The 25,247-nt window shown below is 73.0% G+C and carries 24 protein-coding genes and 1 riboswitch; of the genes, 14 read left to right on the top strand and 10 right to left on the bottom strand.

The features are described from left to right. The first annotated feature begins 31 nt into the window (after positions 1 to 31). Positions 32 to 286, top strand: coding sequence for a hypothetical protein (locus tag ACFW9D_RS15070; protein WP_384621988.1), 255 nt, complete (start codon positions 32 to 34; stop codon positions 284 to 286). Beyond that, on the top strand, positions 283 to 1,506 hold the full coding sequence (locus tag ACFW9D_RS15065; protein WP_384621986.1) for a glycosyltransferase: 1,224 nt from the start codon (positions 283 to 285) through the stop codon (positions 1,504 to 1,506). Before ACFW9D_RS15070 ends, ACFW9D_RS15065 begins: the two co-directional genes overlap by 4 nt. Positions 1,507 to 1,519: 13 nt before the next feature. Here ACFW9D_RS15065 and ACFW9D_RS15060 read toward each other — a convergent pair whose 3' ends face one another. After that, positions 1,520 to 2,737, bottom strand: a complete 1,218-nt coding sequence (locus ACFW9D_RS15060; RefSeq protein ID WP_384622017.1) for a cation:proton antiporter — start codon at positions 2,735 to 2,737, stop codon at positions 1,520 to 1,522. A 167-nt stretch (positions 2,738 to 2,904) separates the two neighbouring features. Between ACFW9D_RS15060 and ACFW9D_RS15055 the strand changes: the two genes are divergently transcribed. Beyond that, entirely contained in the window at positions 2,905 to 3,699 is a 795-nt protein-coding gene (locus ACFW9D_RS15055) for a hypothetical protein (protein WP_384621983.1), read from the top strand. A 42-nt stretch (positions 3,700 to 3,741) separates the two neighbouring features. Further along, positions 3,742 to 6,234, top strand: a complete 2,493-nt coding sequence (locus ACFW9D_RS15050) for a polysaccharide lyase family 8 super-sandwich domain-containing protein (protein WP_384621982.1) — start codon at positions 3,742 to 3,744, stop codon at positions 6,232 to 6,234. Here ACFW9D_RS15050 and ACFW9D_RS15045 read toward each other — a convergent pair. Next, a complete protein-coding gene (locus ACFW9D_RS15045) occupies positions 6,231 to 8,222 on the bottom strand; it encodes a WD40 repeat domain-containing protein (RefSeq protein WP_384621980.1) in 1,992 nt (663 codons plus the stop codon). The two genes, ACFW9D_RS15050 and ACFW9D_RS15045, sit on opposite strands and share 4 nt — an antisense overlap. A 207-nt stretch (positions 8,223 to 8,429) precedes the next feature. Next, a complete protein-coding gene (cobN, locus tag ACFW9D_RS15040) occupies positions 8,430 to 12,140 on the bottom strand; it encodes a cobaltochelatase subunit CobN (RefSeq protein ID WP_384621976.1) in 3,711 nt (1,236 codons plus the stop codon). A gap of 54 nt (positions 12,141 to 12,194) precedes the next feature. Beyond that, a riboswitch (cobalamin riboswitch) is annotated at positions 12,195 to 12,264 on the bottom strand. 133 nt (positions 12,265 to 12,397) lie between these two features. Between cobN and ACFW9D_RS15035 the strand changes: the two genes are divergently transcribed. From ACFW9D_RS15035 to ACFW9D_RS15025, 3 genes are read left to right on the top strand one after another with little or no spacing between them, the layout of a single operon-like run. Continuing rightward, complete coding sequence (locus ACFW9D_RS15035) at positions 12,398 to 13,723, top strand: cobalamin biosynthesis protein CobG (protein ID WP_384621974.1); 1,326 nt, start codon at positions 12,398 to 12,400, stop codon at positions 13,721 to 13,723. Next, positions 13,716 to 14,360 (top strand): precorrin-8X methylmutase, encoded by a 645-nt coding sequence (locus ACFW9D_RS15030; protein ID WP_188338076.1) that lies wholly within the window; start codon positions 13,716 to 13,718, stop codon positions 14,358 to 14,360. Before ACFW9D_RS15035 ends, ACFW9D_RS15030 begins: the two co-directional genes overlap by 8 nt. Further along, on the top strand, positions 14,357 to 15,883 hold the full coding sequence (locus ACFW9D_RS15025) for a precorrin-2 C(20)-methyltransferase (protein WP_384621972.1): 1,527 nt from the start codon (positions 14,357 to 14,359) through the stop codon (positions 15,881 to 15,883). Before ACFW9D_RS15030 ends, ACFW9D_RS15025 begins: the two co-directional genes overlap by 4 nt. Before the next feature lies 1 nt (position 15,884). On the opposite strand, the gene ACFW9D_RS15020 is transcribed toward ACFW9D_RS15025, so the two are convergent. The 3 genes from ACFW9D_RS15020 to ACFW9D_RS15010 are packed head-to-tail and all read right to left on the bottom strand — an operon-like array spanning position 15,885 to position 17,283. Next, the gene (locus tag ACFW9D_RS15020; RefSeq protein WP_384621970.1) at positions 15,885 to 16,256 is read right to left on the bottom strand and encodes a hypothetical protein; all 372 of its coding nucleotides are present in this window, start codon (positions 16,254 to 16,256) and stop codon (positions 15,885 to 15,887) included. Then, positions 16,253 to 16,516, bottom strand: coding sequence for a hypothetical protein (locus ACFW9D_RS15015; protein ID WP_384621967.1), 264 nt, complete (start codon positions 16,514 to 16,516; stop codon positions 16,253 to 16,255). Before ACFW9D_RS15015 ends, ACFW9D_RS15020 begins: the two co-directional genes overlap by 4 nt. Before the next feature lie 26 nt (positions 16,517 to 16,542). Next, positions 16,543 to 17,283 carry a cobalt-precorrin-6A reductase gene (locus tag ACFW9D_RS15010; protein WP_384621966.1) on the bottom strand — a complete coding sequence of 247 codons (741 nt, stop codon included), beginning with the start codon at positions 17,281 to 17,283 and terminating at the stop codon, positions 16,543 to 16,545. Between the two features lie 11 nt (positions 17,284 to 17,294). Between ACFW9D_RS15010 and ACFW9D_RS15005 the strand changes: the two genes are divergently transcribed. The 4 genes from ACFW9D_RS15005 (at position 17,295) to ACFW9D_RS14990 (ending at position 19,550) form a co-directional block, all read left to right on the top strand. Beyond that, positions 17,295 to 18,446, top strand: a complete 1,152-nt coding sequence (locus tag ACFW9D_RS15005; protein WP_384621963.1) for a cobalt-precorrin-5B (C(1))-methyltransferase — start codon at positions 17,295 to 17,297, stop codon at positions 18,444 to 18,446. A gap of 64 nt (positions 18,447 to 18,510) precedes the next feature. Beyond that, complete coding sequence (locus ACFW9D_RS15000; protein ID WP_384621960.1) at positions 18,511 to 18,804, top strand: type II toxin-antitoxin system Phd/YefM family antitoxin; 294 nt, start codon at positions 18,511 to 18,513, stop codon at positions 18,802 to 18,804. Continuing rightward, positions 18,801 to 19,055, top strand: a complete 255-nt coding sequence (locus ACFW9D_RS14995; protein WP_384621958.1) for a Txe/YoeB family addiction module toxin — start codon at positions 18,801 to 18,803, stop codon at positions 19,053 to 19,055. The genes ACFW9D_RS15000 and ACFW9D_RS14995 overlap by 4 nt, the downstream gene beginning before the upstream one ends. Before the next feature lie 51 nt (positions 19,056 to 19,106). Further along, positions 19,107 to 19,550: a DUF6194 family protein gene (locus ACFW9D_RS14990; protein ID WP_384622014.1), complete on the top strand. Its 444-nt coding sequence runs from the start codon at positions 19,107 to 19,109 to the stop codon at positions 19,548 to 19,550. 3 nt (positions 19,551 to 19,553) lie between these two features. Here the strand turns inward: ACFW9D_RS14990 and ACFW9D_RS14985 are convergent, their stop codons facing one another. Then, complete coding sequence (locus ACFW9D_RS14985) at positions 19,554 to 19,850, bottom strand: flavodoxin (RefSeq protein ID WP_384621954.1); 297 nt, start codon at positions 19,848 to 19,850, stop codon at positions 19,554 to 19,556. A gap of 184 nt (positions 19,851 to 20,034) precedes the next feature. On the opposite strand from ACFW9D_RS14985, the gene ACFW9D_RS14980 reads away from it, so the two are divergent. After that, positions 20,035 to 20,682 (top strand): ArsR/SmtB family transcription factor, encoded by a 648-nt coding sequence (locus ACFW9D_RS14980; protein ID WP_384621952.1) that lies wholly within the window; start codon positions 20,035 to 20,037, stop codon positions 20,680 to 20,682. Next, positions 20,679 to 20,888, top strand: a complete 210-nt coding sequence (locus tag ACFW9D_RS14975; RefSeq protein WP_384621949.1) for a hypothetical protein — start codon at positions 20,679 to 20,681, stop codon at positions 20,886 to 20,888. Before ACFW9D_RS14980 ends, ACFW9D_RS14975 begins: the two co-directional genes overlap by 4 nt. A 94-nt stretch (positions 20,889 to 20,982) precedes the next feature. On the opposite strand, the gene ACFW9D_RS14970 is transcribed toward ACFW9D_RS14975, so the two are convergent. Then, positions 20,983 to 22,026, bottom strand: a complete 1,044-nt coding sequence (locus ACFW9D_RS14970) for an SGNH/GDSL hydrolase family protein (protein ID WP_384621946.1) — start codon at positions 22,024 to 22,026, stop codon at positions 20,983 to 20,985. Positions 22,027 to 22,470: 444 nt separating this feature from the next. Between ACFW9D_RS14970 and ACFW9D_RS14965 the strand changes: the two genes are divergently transcribed. Then, positions 22,471 to 23,136, top strand: coding sequence for an HAD family hydrolase (locus ACFW9D_RS14965; RefSeq protein ID WP_384622011.1), 666 nt, complete (start codon positions 22,471 to 22,473; stop codon positions 23,134 to 23,136). 10 nt (positions 23,137 to 23,146) lie between these two features. Here ACFW9D_RS14965 and cobM read toward each other — a convergent pair whose 3' ends face one another. Both cobM and cbiE read right to left on the bottom strand, forming a co-directional pair. After that, positions 23,147 to 23,896: a precorrin-4 C(11)-methyltransferase gene (gene cobM / locus ACFW9D_RS14960; protein ID WP_188338069.1), complete on the bottom strand. Its 750-nt coding sequence runs from the start codon at positions 23,894 to 23,896 to the stop codon at positions 23,147 to 23,149. Further along, positions 23,893 to 25,137, bottom strand: coding sequence for a precorrin-6y C5,15-methyltransferase (decarboxylating) subunit CbiE (gene cbiE, locus ACFW9D_RS14955; RefSeq protein WP_384621943.1), 1,245 nt, complete (start codon positions 25,135 to 25,137; stop codon positions 23,893 to 23,895). Before cbiE ends, cobM begins: the two co-directional genes overlap by 4 nt. Positions 25,138 to 25,247 lie beyond the last annotated feature (110 nt).

The following is a 25,247-nucleotide window of genomic DNA, read 5'->3' as shown; positions in this document are numbered from 1 at the left end:
GCGTGAGCCGCACGAGAAGGTCGGTCCGTGTATGAGCACCAGCCCCAGCCGCCCGCCGCTCCGTTTCGAGCCGGCCCGGCCCGCCCCCGGCCGCCGCAAGGTCCTCGCGTTCCTGCTCGGCACGCTGATCTGGCTGGCGGCCGGTGTCCTCGCGGTCGTGCTGCTCGGGCAGTCGTTCATCCTGCGGCACCTGCTGCTCGCCGTCCTGATCTCCTGGTGCGTCTTCGGGATCGCCCTGGCCTTCGGCAGCGCCTCCCGGCGCCGTGAGGAGGGGAAGGCCCCGTGAGCTTCCTCGACGTCCTGCTCGTCTTCCTCGCGTTCTACCCGGTCGTGACCGGCGCCGCCTGGATGGTCGGCGGGGTCGCCTTCCGGCTCCTCGACGAGCGGCCCGACGCGGTCGAGCCGGACGGCGGCTGGCCCGGCGTCACCGTCCTCGTCCCCGCCTACAACGAGGAAGCGGTCATCGCGCGCTGCGTCGCGGCCCTGCGCCGCGTCGACTACCCCGGCCTGGAGATCCTCGTCCTCAACGACGGCTCCAAGGACGCCACCGTCGCCGCCGCCCGCGCCGCCGCCGGGGACGACCCGCGCGTCACCGTCGTCGACGACGGGGTGAACCTCGGCAAGGCCGACCGCCTCAACGACGGGATGCGCCGCGCCCGCCACGACCTCGTCCTCGTCACCGACGCCGACACCCACCTGCACCCCGACGCCGTACGGCACCTCGTCGCCCGCATCCAGCGCTCCCCGCGCTACGCCGCCGTCGCCGGCAGCCCCCGCGTCACCAACCGGGGCAGCGTCCTCGCCACCATGCAGATGCTGGAGACGGCCTCGCTGATCGGGCTGATGCGCCGCACCCACGCGCTCGCCGGACGGGTCGGCACCGTCGCGGGCGTCCTCGGACTGTTCCGCCGCGACGCCGTCCTCGCCGTCGGCGGCTACGACCCCCGCATGGCCACCGAGGACATCGAACTGACCTGGCGGCTCCTGGAGGCCGGACACCTCACCGGCTTCGCCCCGCACGCCCTCGTCGGCATGCAGGTCCCGCAGACCCTGAGCGGCATCTGGGCGCAGCGCACCCGCTGGGCCCGCGGCCAGGGCGAGGTGCTGCGCACGCACGGCCGTACCGTCGCCCGCGCCCGGCACCGCGGCATGTGGCCCATCGCCGTCGAGGCCCTCCTCTCCTACGTCTGGGTGCTCACGATGCTCGCGGCGACCGTGTGGGGCGTCGTGCACTGGATCGGGCACCCGGGCGACACCAAGTTCCGCTGGATGATCGCGTGGGGCGTCGGGATCGCCGTCGTCGCGATGCTCCAGATCGCCATCGCGGTCGCCGTCGAACTCCGCCTCGACCCACGGCTCCTCTACGCGTGTCTGCTGCTGCCCCTGTATCCGCTCGCCCACTGGACCATCAACGCGCTCGCCGCGATCACCACCCAGACGCAGGGGCTGCTGCGCGGACCGCGCAAGCGGCGGGTCGTCTGGGACCTGCCCCGCAGCCCGGGCTGAACCGGGCCCCGGCTCACCAGGTCTCCGTCTCCCCCGCCCCGCGCGGCAGCTCCGGCGCCGTGCCCCGGGCCCGCGCCCGCAGCCGCATCGCGACCAGCGGGAAGACCAGGACGGAGATCATCGCCGCGCCGACCAGCGCCGCCGCGTCGCTCTGCGCCAGCACCCCGTCGTCGACGCCGATCGCGGTGATCGCCACGACGAGCGGCAGACAGGTCGCCGAGTACACGGTCAGGGCGCGCCGGCTGAGCGGGCTCAGGTCACGCGGGGCCAGGAAGTACGCGGGCAGGCCGCGGACCACGAGGAACAGCACCAGGAACACCGGCAGCAGAAGCAGCGTGCGGCCCCCGTCGAGCAGCGAGGCCAGGTCGAACTCGATGCCGGTCACGATGAAGAACAGCGGCACCAGGAACCCGAAGCCCATCGCCTCGACCTTCTCCAGCACCTCCTCGCTGCTCTCCGGCGCCGCCCCCACCAGCACCAGCCGGGTCAGCAGGCCCGCCGCGAACGCGCCGAGCAGCACGTCCAGGCCGAACGCCTGCGACAGCGCGAGCATCGCCACGAGCAACAGCATCACGAACCGCACCGCGAACTGGCCGCTCGTGTGCAGGGTCGTCCGGATCACCTGACTGAACCAGGGCGGGCGCGGGCGCAGCGCCCAGAACACGGCGGCCGCGGTGATCGCCGCGAACACCGCGAGGACGACGGTGGCCGTGCCGGGGCTGCGCCCGCTCAGCAGCACCGCCATCGCGATGATCGGCCCGAACTCGCCGACCGCGCCGAACGCCAGCATCACCGTGCCGAACCGGCCCTCCAGATCGCCGCTGTCCCGCAGGATCGGCAGCACCGTGCCGAGCGCCGTACTCGTCAGTGCGGTGCCGATGATGACCGTACGGGCCAGGTCGAGCCCGGTGAGGGCCAGCGCGATCGCCAGGCCCAGCGCCAGCGACACGACCCACGCGGCGACCGAACGGCGCAGGGTGTCGCCCTTGATCGCGGCGAACTCGATCTCGTAGCCGGCCAGGAAGATCAGCATCGACAGGCCCAGGTCGGACAGCACGTCGACGACCTCACCGCCGTGCGCCCAGCCCAGCACGTCCGGCCCGATCAGGATGCCGAGCACGATCTCGAAGATGACGACGGGGATCCGCGCCCAGCGGCCCACCCCGTGCGCGAGCAACGGCGCCACGACCGCCGCCGCCATGACGAGGATGAGCGTCCCTGCCTGTCCCAACACCGTCCCCCGTCCCGTGCCGACTCCGGTGCGTTCCGGTGCGCACCGGTGCTACGACCATCGGCGCGGCGGGCCCCCCGCGCACCCGGGACCCGGCCGTGCGGGTGAGGGCCCGCCCCGGCGCCGCCTCCCCGAGCAGGCCCGGAGCAGGTGTTTCAGTGGGCCGCATGCCAGAGCAGGTGCAGGAACAGCGACAGCCGGAACAGGTCCGCTCCATGGACCGCAAGGGCGGCCCCGGGCACACCGTGCTCCTCGCCCTCGCGCTCGCCGTGCCCGCGATCAAGGTCGCGTACACCGTGGGCGGTGCCGAGGGGGCCCGGGACGTGTTCGTCGGCATGGAGTTCGGGAACTGGCCGGACGTGCTCATCGGGATGGTCCTCACCGAACCGCTGCTCGGCGCCGTGCTCGGGATCGTCGCCTCCCGGGTCGTGTTCGCGCTGTTCGCCGCGCGGGGTGCCGTGCCCAAGGGCGGCGGGCTGCTCGGCACCGCCCGCCGCCTCGCCCTCACCGTCGCGAACCCGCTCGCCGTCGGGATCCTCGCCGGATGCTTCTACGGGCCCTGGTGGGGGCTCGGCACCGGGCTCGCGGCGTTCGCGCTCCGCGAGGGGGTCGTCGTCGAGTACCGGGCCGGGCGGCGCGGGCGCCACCATCACGACCCCTCGTACGAACCGGCCCCCTGGCTGCGGCGGATCAGCGGCACCGAGCGGTGGGTGGCGGCCGTGCTCACCGTCCTGGTGCTCCCGCTCCTGGCCGTCGGGACCGCGCTCGACGGGCGGGCCTGGACCTCGGTGCTGCGCTGCCAGGTGCAGGAGGGGCGGCACGTCGACGCACAGCGGGTCATCGAGCTCGGCCGGAAGGGGAACGGGGTGGTCGGCTGGAGCCTCGACACAGAGGAAGTGGTGAACGGGGCGGGCTGCGAGAGCACGGGGTCCCTGCGGGTGCGGAGCGCCTGGTGGGAGTGAGACCCCTTGTGAGGGAGGTGATGGTCTGTCATCGTCCGGCGGATGGGACTCAGTCGCAGGAACGTGCTGGGGATGCTGGGGGCGGCCGGAGTGCTCGGGGCCGTGCCGGTCGGGTGGGCCGGGGCCGCTCGGGCCGCTGACGGGGCGGCACGGGTACTCGCCAACACGGTCGCCGTGTTCGCCGGCACCGAGGACTCCAACTCCCGTGCGGAGACGGCCGCCAAGCGCGCCGCGATCGAGCGCACCGCCCGCACGAACCTCGCCGCGCTCGACGCCGCGAGCGGCGACACCGAACTGTTCGCCGGTCTCCCCCTCGGCACCAGCGACCCGAACCTGACCGCGAGCTTCCAGAAGCTGTACGAGATCGCGCTCGCGACGCGCACGCCCGGCGTCCCGGCCGATCTGTACGGGAGCACGGCCGTGCAGGACCGGGTGCTCGACCGGCTGGCGTGGCTGCACGAGCGTTTCTACGGCGACCAGTCCAAGGGCTACTACGGCAACTGGTTCTCCTGGGAGATCGGGATCTCCCAGCACCTCACCCGCACCCTCGTCCTGCTCGCCGGCCGCGCCCCCGCCGAACTGGTCACCGCGTGCCTCGCCTCGATGGACGCGTACCTGCGCAACGGCAAGGACGGTGACGTCGACCTCGACTCCCGGTTCCACACCGGCGCGAACCTCGCCGACATCACCACCAACCGCATCCTCCAGGGCGCCCTCACCGCCGACGAGGCCCGCATCCGCAAGGCGCTCACCGACCAGCTGACCGTGTTCGCGACGATCGACCCGTACGACCTGCGGCACGGCGTGACGGACGGGTACTACGCCGACGGATCGTTCCTCCAGCACTCTTCCGTCGCGTACACCGGCTCGTACGGGAAGGGCCTGCTCAGCCGGGTCGTGCAGACGCTGAAGGTCCTCGACGGGAGCGGGTTCGCGCACGGCGACGAGCTGGTGCCGGTGGTGCACGGGTGGGTCGCGGACGGGTTCGCGCCGCTGATCTTCGAGGGCTGGATGATGGAGGCGGTGAAGGGACGCGCGGTGTCGCGCACCGGCACCGGGTACGACGACGTGGCCGTGATCGTGGAGGCCGTCGTCGACCTCGCCTCCCTGTCCGCGGGCGAACCGGCCCGGGCCCTGAAGAGCTATGTGAAGCACATCCGGGCCGGCTCCCGCAGCGCGCTCGACCCCACCTCGTTCGTCTCCCCGCTCAGCATCGTCCGGTACGCGGACCTGCTCGCCGACGCCTCGGTCCCCGCCGCCGACCTCAACCCGCCCGCCCGGTCGGTGGCCTTCAACGCCATGGACCGCACCGTGCACCGCCGCCCCGGCTACGCGTTCACGCTCTCCCGCAGCTCGGACCGGATCTCCAAGTACGAGTACATGAGCGGCGAGAACCTGATGCCGTGGTTCCAGGGCGACGGCGCGCACCAGCTGTACCTGTCCGGGCAGGACCAGCGGCAGGCGTACGGCGTCGACCACCTCGCCACCGTCTCGCCGTACGGTCTCGCGGGCGTCACCGCGCCCGTCGAGCACCGGGCCACCGTCCCGGAGGCGTACGGCGGCAAGCTCTTCTACGACAACCCCGGCCACCCGCTGAACTTCACGGCGTCCAGCGAGTCGCAGAACGCGTACGTCTACTTCCCGACCGCCACCGGCGCGCACTCCGGCGGCGCCGTGCTCGGCGCGTACGGGGCGGTCGGCTGGGTGCTCACGGACGACGTGCCGTGGCGGGACAAGGCGGCCGGGATCCTGCCGGACGACTTCGTGGCGTACCGCTCCGCCCGCGCCACCCGCTCCTGGTTCCTGCTGGACGACGAGGTCGTGCTGCTCGGTGCGGGGGTCGGGGACGCGCCGGGCGCGGGCCGCGCGGTCACGACGACGCTCGACGCGCGGATCGCGGCGGCGGGCGACGCGGTGTCCGTGACGGAAGGGGACTCCTGGGTGCGCTGGGCGGATGCCACGCAGGGCACGGCGGTCGGCTACGTCCGGCTCGCCGGCCCGGCCGCCGAGCCCCGCCTGACGACCGTCACCCGCAGCCGCCGCACCGTCCGCCTCTCGAACCCGGACACGGCCGTCACGAAACAGGTCTTCTCCCTGACGACGGCGCAACCGCCCGGCGCCGGCCCGATCGCCTTCGCGTGGGCGCTGCTTCCCGGCGCCACGGCGGAAGCGGTCCGTTCGTACGACGCCGTCCGCGTCCTCGCCAACACCCCGCGCCTCCAGGCGGTCCGCCACGAGGGCCTCGGCCTGACCGCGCTGAACGGCTTCGGCGCCGGGACGCACCACGTGGCCGGGCTGAGCGTCGACGGGGCCGCATCCGTGTTGGTGCGCCAGAGCGGGGACGAGGTGGCGGTCGCCGTCGCCGACCCGACGACCACCCGCGACACCGTCACCGTGACCCTGCGCGGGCGGACCCTGCGCAAGGTCTCCGGAGACGACGCGGTGCGCGTCCGTGCCGTGCCGGGCGGCACCCGGCTCGACGTGGACACGCACCACGTGTACGGGCGCAGTCTCACCGCCCGTCTGACGGGCTAGTTCGTCGAGTACAGGTACTTCCAGGAGCTGTACTTCGTCGTGTTGACGTTGTCGCCCGAGCTGCCGTTGACGTACACGGCGCGGACCCGGAACTTGTAGCCGGAGGCGCCGACCGCGCCCATGTTGACCTTCGTCGTGCCCGCGGTGCCGAGATTGAAGTACTCACTGCCGCCCGAGCGCCAGGCGCCGCCCGCGTAGACCTGGAGGTCGAGGCGGAACTGCCGGCCCGTGTAGTAGTTCATCGACGTCGTCACGTAGATCGTCGAACTCTTGTGGAACCAGTAGTACTTGTGCGAGCCGATGGTCCCGGTCTTGTAGTGGTTCGACGGCGTGACCGAGGAACGGGCCCGGGTGTAGACGGTGTTGGTGACCGTCTTGGGCTTGTAGCGGGCGTCGCCCGCGAAGACCGCCGAGAGCGTGACGTCACGGGTCAGGTCGAGGGTGACGGACAGGTTGCCGCTGGAGTTGACCGTGCCCGACTTCACCAGCTTGTTCGGCCGGTCGCTGCCGTAGGGGTTGGCGTAGATGTCCACCTTGCGGTTCTTGTAGGTGGTGCCGAGGTGCGCGGTGAACGTGACGTCGCTGCCGTACTCGTAGACGTTCTTGTTCTTGTTCAGCGTGAGCGTGGTGCTGTTGCGCGAGACCTCGACCGCGTCCGACTTGCTGACGGGGGCGTGGTCCGCGTCGCCCGCGTAGGACACCTTGTAGGTGACCTTGCCGCCGGCGGGCGGGGTGTCGGTGAACGAGTACGTGCCGTCGGCCTTGGTGGTGACGGTCTTGACGACCTTGCCGCTCGGAGTCTCCAGGTCCGACCTGGTGACCGTCAGCTGGACAGGGGCCGTGAACGGCACCACCGAGCTGATCTTGCCGGTGGCCGTCAGGGACGTGGCGCGGGTGGCCGTCGACGGGGCGTTCACCGTCAGGGTGGGGGCCGTGCGGTTCGGGTCCGTGTAGGTGTGCAGGCGGAAGGCGCCCTCGTAGTTGTCGGAGACCGCGAACAGGAGGGAACCGTCGGGCGTCCAGGCCACCGCCCCGGGGACCAGGGTGTCGTCGCCGCTGGAGATGGTGGAGGTGTGCCCGAGCGCGTAGCTGCGGATCGCGGTGGTCCCGCCCGGACGGTAGACGTGGACCGTGGAGTCGTACGAGGGCGAGCTGCCCTCGGCCACGTTCCCGGAGGGCGAGACCGCGACGGCGGAGCCGAAGCCACCGGCGGGGTAGGTGCGCACCGGGCTGAGGTCGGTGGTCGCGTAGGCCGAGGGCGCGGACCCGCTGCCGCCCGCCACGAACAGCTCGGTGCCGTCCGGGGAGAACGCGAGCTGGCGGTGGAAGGAGGCACCCTCCAGGCCCTTGACGACCCGCTCGGTGGCGGTGGTGCCGGACAGGTCGTACACGGCGGCGACCCCGCCGGAGGTGTTCGGGTCCCCCGCGGCCAGTTCCTTGCCGTCCGGCGACACGGCGATGACCGGTGCCCCGTAGAAGGTGTACGAGCCCTTTTGGCCGAGGGCGGGCTCGGGGGTGGGCTGCGTGGTGTCGAGGGAGCCGAGCGCCCCGTCGCCGGACGGGCCGTAGCTGAACCACAGGACGTCGCCCGCCACCGCGAGGTCCAGCGGTGCGTCGGCGCCGCCCAGCGCGTAGGAGCCCACCGTGGTTCCGGCGGCCGTGTCGATCTCTGCGATGGTGTCCGTGTCCGTCACGGCCGCGTACAGCCGCGAGGAGTCCGCCGACAGGGCGAGGCCGCGCACCCCGTCCAGGCCGGTGATGCGCCGCAGCTGGGCGCCGGCGTAGTCGGTGACGACGATGGCGTCGCTCTGCGGGTCGGAAAGATAGATCCGCTTGTGCACCCCGTCGACGGCCATGTCGCCGACGGACTTGACGCCTAGGGCCTTCGCCGAGTCGGCGACGGCGGTGCCGGATCCGGCGACGCCGAGCGCGGCCGAACCTGCGAGGACCGCGACGGCGGTCGCGGTGGAGAGAGCGCGTCTGCGCAAGGGTGTCGAACCCCCCTGGGTGGACCGGCGCCGGAGCGACGCCGGTGATGCTGTGGGAGCACGCGGACGTCCGGGCGCCGGAGGTACCCCCCACCGGAGAAGCCACTGGTCAACGCGGGCTCGAAGACGGCTGCATCGTAAGTCACCCAGGGGGTCGGCGGACAGTGGGTTCCGTCCGCCTTCTTCCGCCCCGTCCCGCACACCGTCCTACGCGTCGTCCTCCAGGTCGCCCTCGGTCTCCAGGTAGACCTGGCGCAGGGCCTCCAGGACCTGGGGGTCGGGCTTCTCCCACATGCCGCGGGACTCGGCCTCCAGGAGGCGCTCGGCGATGCCGTGCAGGGCCCAGGGGTTGGCCTCGGAGAGGAACTGACGGTTCGTCTCGTCGAGGACGTACGTCTCCGTGAGCTTGTCGTACATCCAGTCGGCGATGACGCCCGTCGTGGCGTCGTAGCCGAAGAGGTAGTCGACGGTCGCCGCGAGTTCGAAGGCGCCCTTGTAGCCGTGGCGGCGCATCGCCTCGATCCACTTGGGGTTCACGACACGGGCGCGGAAGACGCGGGACGTCTCCTCGACCAGGGTGCGGGTGCGGACCGTCTCCGGGCGGGTGGAGTCGCCGATGTACGCCTCGGGGGCGGTGCCGCGCAGGGCGCGGACGGTGGCGACCATGCCGCCGTGGTACTGGAAGTAGTCGTCGGAGTCGGCGATGTCGTGCTCGCGGGTGTCCGTGTTCTTGGCGGCGACCGCGATGCGCTTGTAGGCCGTCTCCATCTCGCCGCGGGCCTGGCGTCCTTCGAGGCCGCGGCCGTAGGCGTAGCCGCCCCACACCGTGTAGACCTCGGCGAGATCCGCGTCGGTGCGCCAGTCCTTGGAGTCGATCAGCTGGAGCAGACCGGCGCCGTACGTGCCGGGGCGGGAGCCGAAGATGCGGGTGGTGGCGCGGCGTTCGTCGCCGTGCTCGGCGAGGTCGGCCCGGACGTGGGCCCGTACGTGGTTGTGCTCGTCCGGCTCGTCGAGCGAAGCGGCCAGCCGGACCGCGTCGTCGAGCAGGCCGATGACGTGCGGGAACGCGTCGCGGAAGAAGCCGGAGATGCGCAGCGTCACATCGATGCGGGGGCGGTTCAGCTCCTCGTGCGGGATCGGCTCCAGGCCGGTCACGCGGCGGGAGGCGTCGTCCCAGACCGGGCGGACGCCGAGCAGGGCGAGGGCCTCGGCCACGTCGTCGCCGGCGGTGCGCATGGCACTCGTGCCCCACAGGGACAGGCCCACGGAGGTCGGGTACGCGCCGTCGTTGTCCTGCCGGTACCGCTCGACGAGCGAGTCGGCGAGGGCCTGGCCGGTCTCCCACGCGAGGCGGGACGGGACGGCCTTCGGGTCCACGGAGTAGAAGTTGCGGCCGGTCGGGAGGACGTTGACCAGCCCGCGCAGCGGGGAGCCGGAGGGGCCCGCGGGAACGAAGCGGCCCTCCAGGGCGCGGACGGAGTGGTCGAGTTCGTCCGTGGTCCGGTCGAGGCGGGGCACGACCTCACGGGCGGCGAAGTCGAGGATCCGGCGGACCGATTCAAGCCCCTCCGGCGATTGAGGAGCGGGGTCCGGGGCGGAGCCCCGTGACGGTGCGCCGATCGCGGCCACGGCATCCGACACCGCGCCAGGCTCCCACCCGGCGGCCTCCATCGCCTCGACCAGCGCACGGGCCTGCTCCTCGACGGAGTCCGCCGCGGTACGGGTCGCCGCCGACTCGTCCAGCCCCAGAGCCTCCCGCAGCCCCGGCAGGGCGGTCGTGCCGCCCCAGATCTGGCGGGCCCGCAGAATCGCGAGGACGAGATTGACGCGGGCCTCGCCCTGCGGCGCGGCGCCCAGGACGTGCAGGCCGTCGCGGATCTGCGCGTCCTTGACCTCGCACAGCCAGCCGTCGACGTGGAGCAGGAAGTCGTCGAAGCCGTCGTCGTCGGGCCGGTCGGCCATGCCGAGGTCGTGGTCGAGCTTGGCGGCCTGGATGAGCGTCCAGATCTGCGCGCGGATGGCCGGGAGCTTCGCCGGGTCCATCGAGGCGATCTGGGCGTACTCGTCGAGGAGTTGCTCAAGGCGCGCGATGTCGCCGTAGGAGTCGGCGCGGGCCATCGGCGGTACGAGGTGGTCGATGAGCGTGGCGTGGACGCGCCGCTTGGCCTGGGTTCCCTCGCCCGGGTCGTTGACCAGGAACGGGTAGATCAGCGGCAGGTCGCCGAGGGCGGCGTCGGGGGCGCAGGCGGCGGACAGGCCCGCGTTCTTGCCGGGCAGCCACTCCAGGTTGCCGTGCTTGCCGAGGTGGATCATCGCGTCGGCGCCGAAGCCGTTGTCGTCGCAGGACGCGGCGATCCAGCGGTAGGCGGCGAGGTAGTGGTGGGACGGCGGGAGATCGGGGTCGTGGTAGATCGCGATCGGGTTCTCGCCGAAGCCGCGCGGCGGCTGGATGAGGACGAGGAGGTTCCCGCGGCGCAGGGCGGCGAGCACGATGTCGCCCTCCGGGTTGCGGGAGCGGTCCAGGAACATCTCGCCGGGCGGCGGGCCCCAGTGCCGCTCGACGCCCTCGCGGAGCTCCTCGGGCAGGGTCGCGTACCAGCGCTTGTAGTCGGCGGCCGGGATGCGGACCGGGTTCTTGGCGAGCTGCTCCTCGGTGAGCCAGTCCTGGTCGTGGCCGCCCGCGTCGATGAGCGCGCGGATCAGCTCGTCGCCGTCGCCGGAGACGAAGCCGGGGATCTCGGCGGTGTCGCCGAAGTCGTAGCCCTCGTCGACGAGCCGGCGCAGGAGGGCGACGGCGGAGGCGGGGGTGTCGAGCCCGACCGCGTTGCCGATGCGGGAGTGCTTGGTCGGGTACGCGGACAGGACGAGCGCGAGCTTCTTCTCTGCGGCCGGGATGTGGCGCAGGCGGGCGTGGCGCACGGCGATCCCGGCGACGCGGGCGGCGCGCTCGGGGTCGGCGACGTAGGCGGGGAGCCCGTCCTCGTCGATCTCCTTGAACGAGAACGGCACGGTGATGAGGCGTCCGTCGAACTCGGGCACGGCGATCTGGCTCGCGGCGTCCAGCGGGGAGACGCCCTCGTCGTTCTCCTCCCAGTCGGCGCGCGAGGAGGTCAGGCACAGGGCCTGGAGGATCGGCACGTCGAGGCCGGTCAGCGCGCCCGCGTCCCAGGACTCGTCGTCCCCGCCGGCGCTCGCCTCGGCGGGGCGGGTGCCGCCGGCCGCGAGGACGGTCGTGACGACGGCGTCGGCGGCGCCGAGCGCGTCGATCAGCTCGGGCTCGGGGGCGCGCAGGGAGGCGACGTAGAGGGGCAGCGGGCGGGCGCCGGCCTGCTCGATCGCGTCGCACAGGCCGTGCACGAACGCGGTGTTGCCGCTCATGTGGTGGGCGCGGTAGTAGAGCACGGCGACGGTCGGGCCGTCGGCCCGCGGGGCGGTGCGGTCGAGGGGGCCCCAGGTCGGCGCGGCGGCCGGGGGCTCGAAGCCGTGGCCGGTGAGCAGCACGGTGTCGGACAGGAAGCGGGCCAGGTGCGCGAGGTTCGCCGGGCCGCCGTGCGCCAGGTACTTGTGGGCCTCGGCGGCGATGCCGACGGGCACGGTGGAGGCGGCCATGAGCTGTGCGTCCGGGGCCTGTTCGCCGGTGAGGACGACCAGCGGGATCCCGGCGGCGGTCAGCCGGTCGATGCCGTCCTGCCAGGCGCGGACTCCGCCGAGGAGGCGGACGACGACGAGGTCGGCGCCGTCGAGCAGCGCGTCGAGACCGGTCCCGGCGTCGATGCGGGACGGGTTCGCGAAGCGGTACGTGACCGGGGCGTCGGCGGAGGTGTTCGCCGCGCGGGCACTGAGCAGGTCGGTGTCGGACGTCGACAGGAGCAGGATGCGCTGCGCGGGCTGTGCCGGCTGCGAGGGCTGCTGAGACATGCGTCGTCTGGCCTTCCTCGGGGTGTCCGCGCCCCGGGTGGTTACTGACGGCGGGAGTTCCTGGCTCGCCCCCGGTGGGGGCTCACAGTGGCGGGACCGCGCCGGAATCGCACCGGGCTTCCTCCCCTGTCGCCGTCGCTGGCGATGTGACGGCCCGGACGGGACCGCCGCCGCTCATCGTACGGGGCGGGCGGGAAGCCCGATACGGGACGCTGCTCACAGCGGGAGCGCTGGTGGGGATGGGTATGCTCCCCGGCATGTCCCCCGCCCCCATACCCCTCGGTCCCGGTACGTCCGGTACGTCCCGGGGTGACGCCTGCCCCGGCGCGCTGCGGCTGCACGCCGCCGACGACGGATTCCTCGCGCGGGTCCGGGTGCCGGGCGGGGTGCTCACCGCGGTGCGGGCGCGGGCGCTCGCGGACGCGGCGGGGCGGCTCGGGGACGGGGTGCTGCACCTCACCTCGCGCGGGAACGTGCAGCTGCGGGGGTTGCGGGACGGGTGCGGCGGGGAGTTGGCGGAGGTGCTCGGCGAGGCCGGGCTGCTGCCGTCGCCGCTCCACGAGCGGATCCGCAACGTGGTGGCTTCGCCGCTGTCGGGGCTCGACGGCGCGGGTTTCGTGGACGTGCGGCCCTGGCTGACCGGGCTTGATTCCGCGCTGTGCGCCAGCTCGGTGACGCCGGGTCTGTCGGGCCGTTTCCTCTTCGCGCTGGACGACGGCCGCGGGGACGTCTCCTCGCTCGGGCCGGATGTCCTGCTGCGTGGCCGTTCCGACGGATCGGCCCAACTGGTCGTCGGGGACGCGGAGTTCGTCGTGCGGTACGAGGACGCGGCGCGGGCGGCGGTGATCGCGGCCGAGTCCTTCCTGGCGGCGGCTTCGGAAGTGACGGGACGTCGGGTCTGGCGGGTCGCCGAACTGGGCGCGCCCTTGGCCGAGTTGATATCCCGGGACTTGATGGCGACGGGGCTGCGCATGAGCACCCCCGGGGGCTCCGCCCCGGCCCCCGCTCCTCAATCTCCCCCAGACTTCGTCCGGGGGGACCCCCAGGGGCTTGATGAGGTGACCCGCCGCTACTGGGGCGCACGAAGTGCGCCCTCAGGGGCGCGGGGAACTGCGCGACCAGCCACGACGCACGCGTCACCCGGCGACGAACCAACCACCACCAACGGCGCTGCCCCCCTCATCGTGACGGCCCCCTTCGGATCGTTCACCCCGGACCAATGGGCGGCCCTCACCGACCTCGCCGAGCGCCTCCCGCAGAGGGAACTGCGGATGACCCCCTGGCGGACCGTCGTCGTCCCCGGCGCCGGGCCCGCCGACCGCCCCGCACTGGCGGCGGCCGGCCTGATCACGGACCCCGCGTCGCCCGAGGCGAGGCTCGGCGCGTGCATCGGCACCCCGGGCTGCGCCAAGTCCCGTACCGACGTACGCCGGGACGCCGAGCCCCGCCACCCCACCCTCCCCACCTACTGGTCCGGCTGCGAGCGCCGCTGCGGTCACCCGGCCGGCCCGTACCTGGACGTAACCGCGCTGCCCGACGGCACGTACCGAACGACCGAGGAAAGAGCCGAACCCCGTGTATGACTACGAGAAGGACGGCGCGGCGATCTACCGCGAGTCCTTTGCCACCATCCGCGCGGAGGCCGCGGCCGGCCTCGCCGCGCTGCCCGCCGATGTCGCGCAGGTCGCGGTCCGCATGATCCACGCCTGCGGCCAGGTGGATCTCGTACAGGACATCGGCCACTCGGCCGGCGTCGTGGCGAAGGCCCGCGCCGCGCTGCGGGCCGGCGCGCCGATCCTCTGCGACGCGCACATGGTCGCGAGCGGCGTCACCCGCAAGCGTCTGCCCGCCGACAACGAGGTGCTGTGCACCCTGCGCGACCCGCGCGTCCCGGCGCTCGCCGCCGACCTGGGCACGACGCGCAGCGCCGCCGCGCTCGAACTGTGGCGGGACCGGCTGGACGGCGCGGTCGTGGCGATCGGCAACGCGCCGACCGCCCTGTTCCACCTCCTGGAGATGCTGGCGAAGGACGACGCGCCGCGCCCCGCGGCCGTGCTGGGCATCCCGGTCGGTTTCGTCGGCGCCGCCGAGTCGAAGGACGCGCTCGCGGTGAACGAGCTCGGCCTCGAGTACCTGATCGTGCGCGGCCGGCGAGGCGGCAGCGCCATGACGGCCGCCGCCCTGAACGCCATCGCGACGGAGGAGGAGATCCAGGCATGAGCGACACCAACTCCCCTTCTAGTGCAGGCAAGTTGTACGGGGTCGGGCTCGGGCCCGGCGACCCGGAGCTGATGACCGTCGCGGCGGTCCGCGCGATCGCCGGCGCCGATGTCATCGCGTACCACTGCGCGCGCCACGGCCGCTCCATCGCGCGCTCGATCGCCGCGGAGCACATCCGTGAGGGCCAGATCGAGGAGCGGCTGATGTACCCGCTCACGGTCGAGACCACGGACCATCCGGGCGGTTACCGGGGCGCGCTGGACGACTTCTACGCGGAGGCCGCGGCGACGCTCGCCGCGCACCTGGACGCGGGCCGCACGGTCGCGGTCCTCGCCGAGGGCGACCCGTTCTTCTACGGCTCGTACCAGCACATGCACAAGCGCCTCGCGGACCGGTACGAGACCACGGTCATTCCCGGTGTGACGTCCATCAGCGCGGCGGCCGCCCGGCTCGGCGAACCGCTGTGCGAGGACAAGGAGACGCTCACCGTCATCCCGGGCACGCTCCCGGAGGACGAGCTGAACGCCCGGCTCGCGGCGGCCGATTCGGCGGTCGTGATGAAGCTGGGCCGGACCTTCACCAAGGTGCGCTCGGCGGTGGAGAACGCGGGCCGCCTCGACGACGCGCGGTACGTGGAGCGGGCGTTCATGGCGGGCGAGCGCACGGGCCGCCTCGCGGACATCGACCCGGAGTCGGTGCCGTACTTCTCGGTGGCCGTGCTGCCGTCGCGGATCGAGGCCGCACCGGTCGAGGACCCGGCGCCGGAGCGCGGCGAGGTCGTCGTCGTCGGCACCGGTCCCGCGGGCGCTCCGTGGCTGACGCCCGAGTCGCGCGGCGCCCTCGCCAACGCCGACGACCTGGTCGGCTACACGACGTACCTGGCGCGGGTGCCGCACCGGCCGGGGCAGACGCGGCACGGTTCGGACAACAAGGTGGAGTCGGAGCGAGCCGAGTTCGCGCTCGACCTGGCCCGGCGCGGGCGCCGCGTCGCGGTCGTGTCGGGCGGTGACCCGGGCGTCTTCGCCATGGCGACGGCGGTCCTGGAGGTCGCGGCGCAGGACGCGTACGCGGACGTGCCGGTGCGGGTGCTGCCCGGGGTGACGGCGGCGAACGCGGCGGCGGCGAAGGCGGGCGCCCCGCTCGGCCACGACTACGCGACGATCTCCCTCTCGGACCGGCTCAAGCCGTGGGAGGTCATCGCGGAGCGGCTGCGCACGGCGGCGGCGGCCGATCTGGTCCTGGCGCTGTACAACCCCGGCTCGCGCAGCCGCACCTGGCAGGTCGGCAAGGCCCGCGAGCTGCTGCTCGAACTGCGGCTGCCGGACACCCCGGTGGTCCTCGCCCGCGACGTGGGCGGCCCGGAGGAGTCCGTGCGCGTGGTGCGGCTCGCCGACCTGGACCCGGCGGTCGTCGACATGCGCACCCTGCTCATCGTCGGCTCGTCGCAGACGCAGGCGACGGTGCGCGGGGACGGCCGCACGATCGCGTGGACGCCGCGCCGCTACCCGGAGGGGGTCCAGTAGGTCAGGGCTTCCCGATGTCGACCGCCCAGACGCCCGTGCCGTCGTACGCCTCGGGCGTCGCGGTGAGGATCTGGCCCTCCTGCGGGTCGAGCGCCACTGCGTGCACGGCGTGGGCGTATCTCCAGTCGACCCCTCTGCCGACCGTGTGCTCCACCGATGCGGTCGCTGCAAAATCCAGCGGCAGGAACTCGAGCCCGGGCAACGCCCCGACGTGGGCGGCTGCGCCCGGGAGTTCGAGGCTGGCCGCGACCAGGCAGAGGGCCGGGACGTGGGCACGCTGCTCGGGCACGTCCGTCTCCACGACGGCGAGTCCGGACAGCAGCCGGTGCCCCCGACAAAGAGCGATGACCGCTGTGTGGTCGAGCAGGATCACCTGCGGCTCCCCACGTCACGGCGAGCGATCGCCTCACGCCACAGCTGGGCCTCTGCGACGTCCTCGTCGGTGAGATCGGGCCGCAGGTTCGCCCGTACGTAGGCGAGCGCCCGCGCTGTGCGCTCCGCTCGTTCCTCCTCGGTCGGCGTGGCGGCGACGACGCGTTCCACGTAGGCGCGCGTGCTCAGCCCTCGCTCCTCCGCAAGCGTCCGCAGACGGTCTCTTATGTCGTCACTGATCTTGATCGTCGTGTCAGCCATAGCGATAGAATACCGATGAATACCTCTCAGTGCCCTGCGTTCGCACCGACCCACCGAACTGCGTCATCAACGGTCGCCACGACCGTTGTCCCCTGCGGCACGGGCGGGCGGCGCACGACGACGACCGGGATGCCGGCCTCGCGGGCGGCGGCCAGTTTGGGGGCGGTGGCGGCGGCGCCGCTGTCCTTGGTGACGAGGACGTCGATGCGGTGCCGGGCCAGCAGCTCCCGCTCGCCCTCGAGGGTGAACGGGCCCCGGTCGAGCAGCACCTCCATCTGCGGCGGGAACGGCGGCTCGGGCGCGTCCACGGACCGTACGAGGAAGTGGGCGTCGTCGACCCCGGCGAACGCGGCGAGACCCATCCGGCCCGTGGTGAGGAAGACCCGCCCGGCGCCCGCGACCGCCCGCGCCGCCTCCTCCAGGGAGCCGACCTCCCGCCAGTCGTCGCCCGCGCCCGGCACCCAGCCGGGCCGGCGCAGGGCGAGCAGGGGAACATGGGCGGTGGCGGCCGCCTCGGCCGCGTTGAAGCTGATCGTCTCGGCGAAGGGATGGGTTGCGTCGATGACCGCGTCCACGGCGTTCTCGCGGATCCACCGGGCCATGCCCTCCGGACCGCCGAAGCCGCCGATCCGCACCTCGCCGGCCGGCAGCCGGGGCGCGGCGACGCGGCCCGCGAGCGAGCTGGTGACGCGGAGCCCGGGCAGGGGGTGCAGGGCCCCGGCCAGTTCACGGGCCTCCGTCGTCCCACCGAGAACGAGTACGTGCATCGAGGAGCTCCATGTCTGAATCGGCCGGCCCGGGTGAGCCGAAGGGCGGGCGCGGGGCCCAACTCAAGCACACCGGTCTGCGGCCCGGCTGGACGACCGGGGCCTGTGCGACAGCCGCGACGACCGCCGCGTACACGGCGCTGCTGACCGGCGCGTTCCCCGACCCGGTGACGATCACGCTGCCCAAGGGGCAGACGCCGGCGTTCGCGCTCGCGGTGGAGGAGCGGGGCACCGACGGCAGTGCGACGGCGGGGGTCGTGAAGGACGCGGGCGACGACCCGGACGTCACGCACGGGGCGCTGGTGCGGTCGACGGTGCGGGTGCTTCCGGCGGGGTCCGGGGTCGTGTTCCGGGCGGGGCCCGGCGTCGGCACGGTGACCCGCCCCGGGCTCCCCCTGGCCGTCGGCGAACCGGCGATCAACCCGGTCCCCCGCGAGATGATGCGCGCGCACGTCGCCGAGGTCGCGGCCCGGCACGGCGGTTCCGGGGACGTCGAGATCACGATCTCCATCGACAACGGCGCGGAGATCGCCCGCTCCACGTGGAACCCGCGCCTGGGCATCCTCGGCGGCCTCTCCGTCCTCGGCACCACCGGCATCGTCGTCCCGTACTCGTGCTCGGCGTGGATCGACTCGATCCGGCGCGGGGTCGACGTGGCGCGGGCGGCGGGCCGTACGCACGTCGCCGGCTGCACGGGCTCCACGTCCGAGAAGACGGTGGTCCGCGAGTACGCCCTCCCCGAGGACGCGCTGCTCGACATGGGCGACTTCGCGGGCGCCGTCCTGAAGTACGTCCGCCGCCACCCGGTGGACCGCCTCACCATCTGCGGCGGCTTCGCCAAGCTCTCCAAGCTGGCGGCGGGCCACCTCGACCTCCACTCGGCCCGCTCCCAGGTCGACAAGCCGTTCCTCGCGTCACTGGCGGCCCGGGGCGGCGCGTCCCCGGAACTGGCGGAACAGATCGCGGAGGCCAACACGGGCCTCGCGGCACTCCAGTTGTGCGACGCGGCGGGCGTCCCGCTGGGCGACCTCGTCGCGGCGGAGGCCCGCGACCAGGCCCTCTCCGTCCTGCGCGGGGCCCCGGTGACGGTGGACGTGATCTGCATCGACCGGGCGGGGAACGTGGTGGGGCGCAGTGCCGTGCGGGGCCCGGACCGCCCTTGATCGGACCGAGGATGAACGCCCGAGTGGTACGTTATCCAGTACCACTCACGGAGGAGGGCACGCCATGTCGATCACTGCTTCGGAAGCCCGCAAGAACCTGTTCCCGCTGATCAAGCAGGTCAACGAGGATCACGACTCCATCGAGATCGTCTCGAAGCACGGCAACGCCGTCCTGGTCTCCGCGGACGACTACGCCGCGTTGCGGGAAGGCGCCTACCTGCTCCGCTCGCCGGCCAATGCGCGCCGCCTGCTCACCGCGTACGAGAACGCCCTGCGCGGCGCGAACCTGACACCACGCGAACTGATCGCCCCTGACGCCGCCGCGGCGGACGACGCCTCGCAGGGCGACGTCGCGTGAGGCTGGTGTTCGAGGAGCAGGGGTGGGAGGACTACACCTCCTGGCTCAAGGTCGACCGCAAGATGCTGGCGCGCGTCAACAAGCTCATCGAGGCCGTGCTCCGGGACCCTTTCCAGGGCATCGGCAAGCCGGAACCTCTCAAATACCACCTGCCGGGAGCCTGGTCACGGCGGATCGACGACGAACACCGCCTGGTCTACGTGGTGACGGACTCGGAGATCATCGTGATCGCCGCCCGCTACCACTACTGACACCCGGCGTAGGCACTTGAAGGCGAAGCTTGTGCCATGACGACCACCAGCATGGACCGGATCATCGCCGAGGTGCGCGCTTTCGACGGCGCGCACGTGCAGCTCCCCGCGCCCGGGGACGGCACCCCGGAGATCGCGTGGGGTGACGCGTTCTTCTTCTACGCCCCGGACGGCCGGCCCCCGGCGCACGCCCAGCCGTACGCCACGATCGTCACGAAGAACTACCCCGGCGACGCCGCCTCCGACCTCGACACCCCGGACCGCTGGCGGCTGAACATCCAGGTCGGCCGCACGTCCGCCGTCCCCGACCTGCCGACCACCGCAGACCACAGCACCGTCGACGTCGTCCAGCCCCACCCGGTGTACGGCGCCCAGGGCTGGGTCTGCGTCGTGAACCCGGGCGAGCGCACGACGTCCACCGCCCTCACCCTGCTCCGGGACGCGCATGAGGCCGCCCGGGGGCGGTACGAGCGGCGCCGGACGCCCGGCGCCTGACGGTCAGCCCCGCTCGCGCAGCCGCGCCCCGAACTCCCGCACCGCGGCCAGGTCTTGCCCGTCGGGCCGCCGCTTGTTGATGCCCCCGACGAGGCGGAACGGAGCCCAGGTGTCGTACGCCCGGCAGCTGAACGTGCCGGCCGGGCCGAACCCCTTCGCGGCGAGCACCCGGGCCAGCGGGCGGGTGAACGGTGCCCAGGGCAGCTCGGGCAGCCCGCTCGTGGCGAACACGAAGGCGCGGCCGCGCGGGGCCGGGGCGGTGGGCAGCGCCCGGGCGAACCGGGTCAGTCGGGCGTGCATCCGCCCGTGGAACACCCCGGACCCGAACCCCACAAGGTCGGCGGCCGACGCCCGTACGGACGCCCTCCCCACCGAGAACCGGACAGCGGCACGGAACGTGACAGCGGCACCGAGGATCCCTCTCCAAAGAAATCTCTGCAAAGAACCTGTTGCAAAGACTTCTTTGTAACTCTACGGTGGAACCATGCCCGAACAGCCCGGTATCCCCTCGGACCCTTCAGAGCCTGTCCCCGGCCACAAGATCCGCACTCTCGACGCCCGTTCGCTGCGCGGCCTCGCGCATCCGCTGCGCATGAACCTGCTGCAGTCGCTGCGGGCGGACGGTCCGGCCACCGCTTCCCAACTCGCCGAGCGCCTGGGCGAGTCGAGCGGTGCGACGAGCTACCACTTGCGCCAGCTCGCCGCACACGGCTTCGTCGAGGACGCCCCCGAGCACGGCAAGGGACGGGAACGGTGGTGGCGGGCGGCGATCCAGGGCACCCGTTTCGACGAGTCGTTGATGGGCGACCCGGACCCGGCGGTCCGCGGCGCGGCCGACGTCTTCCTGCACAGCGTCGCCGACCGCCACACCAGCGAACTGATGACGTTCATCGCCACCCGGCACACCCGCTCCGAGGAGTGGATCGGTGCCTCCGACCTGAGCGACTACACGCTGCGCCTGACTCCCGAGAAGAGCCGCGAACTCCGCGACGAGATCAGCCGGATCATCGAGGAGTACTGGCGGGCGGGACAGGCCGACGACGACCCCCGCGCCGAGCGGGTCCGCCTGCACCACCACCAGTTCCCGATCGACCCCGTCGCCACGCCCCCCGGAGAGGACCCCACGCCATGACACCCGAACAGGTCCACCACGCGTACGCGCACGAGACTCACGCCGCCGAACTCCGTTCCGAGGCCGCCGAGTTCCGCCGCGCGGCCGGGCTCAGGACCGGTCTGCGCACCCGCCTGGGCCTCACCCTGGTCACCCTCGGCACGCGGCTCGCCGCACAGTCCGTCCCGGACCCCACCCGCCTCCCGGGCGCCGTCGCCGCGAGGTGACGTCGCCCCCGCCCCCCTGGTGGGACCGCAGCGGGGGCGACGCCTTCTTCATGGCGTCGTTCAGCCGCTTCCGGTTCTGATCATGCGTGGCCGGTCAGCGGTTGAGGACTTCTTCGATCTTGGCGGACACGCGCTCGGCCTGGATGTCGCGGCCCTTCTCGTTGGGGTGCGCGTACCAGGGGACCTTGGTGCCGAGCAGCTCGAGCTGGGATTCTTCCAGCAGGCCGCCGATGCCCCGGTCGGCACCGTCGCACGCCGTGTTGCTGCCGGTTCCGGCGTAGAGGTCGACGAATTCGGCGCCGCCGTCGGCGTCGGTGGCGGCCTTCTTCATGACGTCGTTCAGCCGCTTCTGGATCTGATCCAGGACCGGCAGGGCGTTCTGGGGGATGTCGGCGAACGGCAGCTGCGTCTGACCGGGTGCCGCGGTCAGACACTTGGTGGTGTCCTCGGGCACGAGCCGGGGGTAGCCGACCAGGACGCGCTTCGCGTCAGGGGCGAAGTAGCCGATGCGGTCGAGCAGCTCCTCCAGGCTCCATCCGACCTGCTCCAACTGGTCGTCCAGCCACTGCTTGCCCTCCCCGGTCTCGAAGAACTCACCGCACTCGGCAGCCGGCTCGTCCCCGTCCACCGGCTCTCCCGGCAGCAGAGAGGGCTTCCGGAGCTCGTCGGAACACTGCTTCAGGATGCGGTTGAAGCCCAGCGTGTTGCCGCCCATGCTGCCCACGGTCAGCTGGGTGTCCTGCTTGAGCGCGTCCTGCTGCGGCGAGAGCTCGCCGGCGCCGAAGGGCAGCTCCTGCTTCTCCCAGAAGTGACGGGTGAGCGCGCCTCCGCAGGAGACGTCCGCCTGGACGTCGAGTGTGACGCTCTTGTCGGCCAGTCGCTTGGTGGCGACGGCGGGATAGTTCTCCTTGGCCTGGAAACACCAGCCCCTCTCGCTGTCCGTGTTGGTCACGGGAGCGACGCCGAAGTTGGCGGTGTAGGAGTCGCCGAAGAAGACGGTCGGTACGGGGTCGGCGGGCGCCGCGGTGGCGGTTCCCGCCGGGACGGCGAGTGCCAGGCAGCTGCCGAGCGCGATGGTGGCGGCGGCCAGCCGCCGCGCCGTGGGAGTGGTCGTCGTCTTACGCATGGCCGAAGACATGGCTGTGCCCTTTCAGCGGGGCCCACGAGAGGAGGGAATGACAGAGAAATATGACGCTGGGCATTCATCCACATACGGAACGTGATCGTCCAGTTACGGTGAAGCGCAACCGGGCGATCTTGGCCAGCCTCTTCACACCGGGTCGTCTCGCCTGCTCAGCGGGGGTGTCGAGGACGAGCGGCTGCCGGGATCGAGAGCGTTCATGACCCGAACGGGGACGGCCCGTGGGGCCGCGACGCGAGCCGGACAGCGGGGCCGCCTGCTGGTGGGCCGATGGGAGTCGGCACACGGTCGTTCCTGTCGAACGGATGGTCGGTCATCGCAGACATGTGCAGCAGCCGATACGGTCGTGCGGCTCGAACCGGCCGGAATTCCGCCTGCGACAGGGTCAAGCCGGAGTCTCTCGGCCGGGCCGGAGGGCCTGATGGCAGGATCGCGGGCGTGATGGATGAATCCCGTTCCGCCGGTGCCGCCAGACGCGTTCTGTTCGATGTCGACGGCACGTTGATCGACGCCCTGGCCAATCAGCGGCTGGTCTGGCGTACCTGGGCGGAGCGGTACGGGCTCGACCCCGACGAGGTCTACCGGGTGGCGCTGCGGACACGGCCGTTGGAGACGTTCGCGCAGGTCGCTCCGGGCCGCGATCCCCGGGCGTGCCTCGCCGCCCTGCACGAGCTGGAGGACGACGACGTCCGCACCGGCGTCTACACGGCCTTCGACGGTGCCGCGGAACTGCTGAACGCCCTGCGCCCCGGCTCCTGGGCGCTCGTGACGTCGAACTACGAGCACCGGGTGCGGGGACGGTTCGCGCGGACGGGACTGCCGGTTCCCGAGGTCGTGGTCGACGCGGCCGCCGTGGAGGAGGGCAAGCCGTCACCCGTGCCGTATCTGCTCGCCGCCGAGCGGCTCGGTGTTCAGCCGAAGGACTGCCTGGTCGTCGAGGACGCCCCGTCCGGCGTGCGGTCGGGGCTGCGGGCCGGGATGACGGTGTGGGGCGTCAACACCCCGGCGCCGGTGGACGGCGTGCACCGCCACTTCGGCACCCTGCGCGAGGCCGCCGCCGACATCCTCGCCTTCGCGTCGGCGGCCGAGTCGGCCGGCGTCGACTGACGGCGCCGGCTCAGCACACGTGCCGGTCGCGCTCCGTCGAGTACAGGTGGCTGTCGCGGAACTGGGAGGCGGCCAGGGTGCGGCCGACCAGGATGACGGCGGTGCGCAGGACGCCCGCGTCCTTCACCTGGGCCGCGATGTCGCCGAGGGTGCCGCGCAGGACCAGTTCGTCGGGGCGGGAGGCGTACGCGACGACCGCCGCGGGGCAGTCCGCGCCGTAGTGCGGAAGGAGCTCGCCGACGATGCGGTCGACGTAGCGGGCGCCGAGGTGGAGGACGAGGAGGGCGCCGCTCCTGCCCAGGGTGGCGAGGTCCTCGCCGGGGGGCATCGGGGTGGCCTGCTGGGCGATGCGGGTCAGGACGACCGTCTGGCCGACCGTGGGGACCGTCAGTTCCCGCTTGAGGGCGGCCGCCGCCGCCGCGAACGCCGGGACGCCGGGGACGATCTCGTACGGGATGCCGTGGGCTTCGAGGCGGCGGATCTGCTCGGCCACCGCGCTGAACACCGACGGGTCGCCCGAGTGCAGGCGGGCCACGTCCAGGCCCGCCTCGTGCGCCGTCACGAACTCCCGCTCGATCGCGTCGAGATCGAGTTGTGAGGTGTCCACCAGGCGGGCGTCCTGCGGGCACTCCGCGAGGAGTTCGCGGGGGACGAGCGAGCCCGCGTACAGGCAGACGCCGCAGGCGGCGAGCGTGCGGGCGCCGCGCAGGGTGATCAGGTCGGCAGCGCCGGGGCCCGCCCCGATGAAGTAGACGGTCATCGTTCCTCAACTCGGTTCTCGTTACGGACCACGGACCACTGCGTCACCGGCATCGACTGGCGCCAACCCGTGAACCCGCCGACCGGCACCGCGTGCGCGACCGAGAGCTTCGTCAGGTCGCCGCCGTGACGGCGGTACCACTGCGTCAGCAGGGCTTCGGATTCCAGGGTGACCGTGTTGGCCACCAGACGGCCGCCGGGGGCCAGCGCCTCCCAGCAGGCGTCCAGGAGGCCTGGGACGGTGAGGCCGCCGCCGATGAACACCGCGTGGGGGGACGGGAGTTCGGCCAGGGCGGCGGGCGCCGCGCCGTGGACCACCGCCAGGCCCGGCACGCCGAGCCGCGCCGCGTTGCGCTCGATGCGGGCCGCCCGCTCCGGGTGCCGTTCCACCGAGTACGCGCGGCACGACGGATGCGTGCGCAGCCATTCGACGGCGATCGAGCCCGAGCCGCCGCCGATGTCCCACAGCGTCTCGCCGGGCGCGGGGGCGAGCGCGGCGAGCGTCGCGGCGCGGACGTGGCGCTTGGTGAGCTGGCCGTCGTGCTCGTACGCCTCGTCGGGCAGGCCGGGGACGGCGCCGAGGCGCAGGGCCCCGGGCGCGCGGACGCAGCTGATCGCGATGACGTTCAGGGGGTCGCCGGGGGTGTGGTCCCAGGACTCGGCCACGCCTTCGTGCGCCGACTCCGCCTCGCCGCCGAGCTGTTCCAGGACCGTCATGCGGCTGGGCCCGAACCCGCGGTCGGTGAGCAGGGCCGCCACCTGGGCCGGGGTGTCGGCGCCGGCCGACAGGACGAGGACGTGACGGCCGTCGTGCAGCGCGGCGGCGAGCCGGTCCGCGGGGCGGCCGACCAGCGTGACGACCTCGGTGTCCTCGACGGGCCGGCCGAGCCGCGCGCACGCGTACGCGACGGACGAGGGGTGCGGCAGGATCCGCAGCGCGGCCGCGCCGACGGTCTCGGTGAGGGTGCGGCCGATGCCGTAGAACATGGGGTCGCCGCTGGCCAGGACGGCGATCCGGCGTCCGGCGCGCTCCGCGAGCAGTCCGGGTACGGCGGGCCGCAGCGGCGTGGGCCACGGGACACGCTCGGCGGTGCAGGAGTCGGGCAGCAGGGCGAGCTGGCGGGCGCCGCCGAGGACGCTCTCCGCGTCGAGCAGGGCCGCGCGCGAGGTCTCGGGCAGCCCGGGCCAGCCGTCGGCCCCGATCCCGACGACCGTCACCGGGGGGTGTATCGGCGCAGTCATTGCCTGGTACCTCGTACGGGGTGCGTCATGCTCGGGAGGGACACGTCACCGGCGCGGGCGTCAAGCGCGACCGCGCCGGGAGCCGCACTCTATCGGGCGACATCGGCCGC

This window comes from Streptomyces sp. NPDC059524, from assembly GCF_042749255.1.
In the GTDB taxonomy this organism is placed as follows: domain Bacteria; phylum Actinomycetota; class Actinomycetes; order Streptomycetales; family Streptomycetaceae; genus Streptomyces; species Streptomyces xanthii.
Note: the sequence above shows the minus strand (reverse complement) of the source record. Positions and strands in the feature narration are given on the sequence as shown.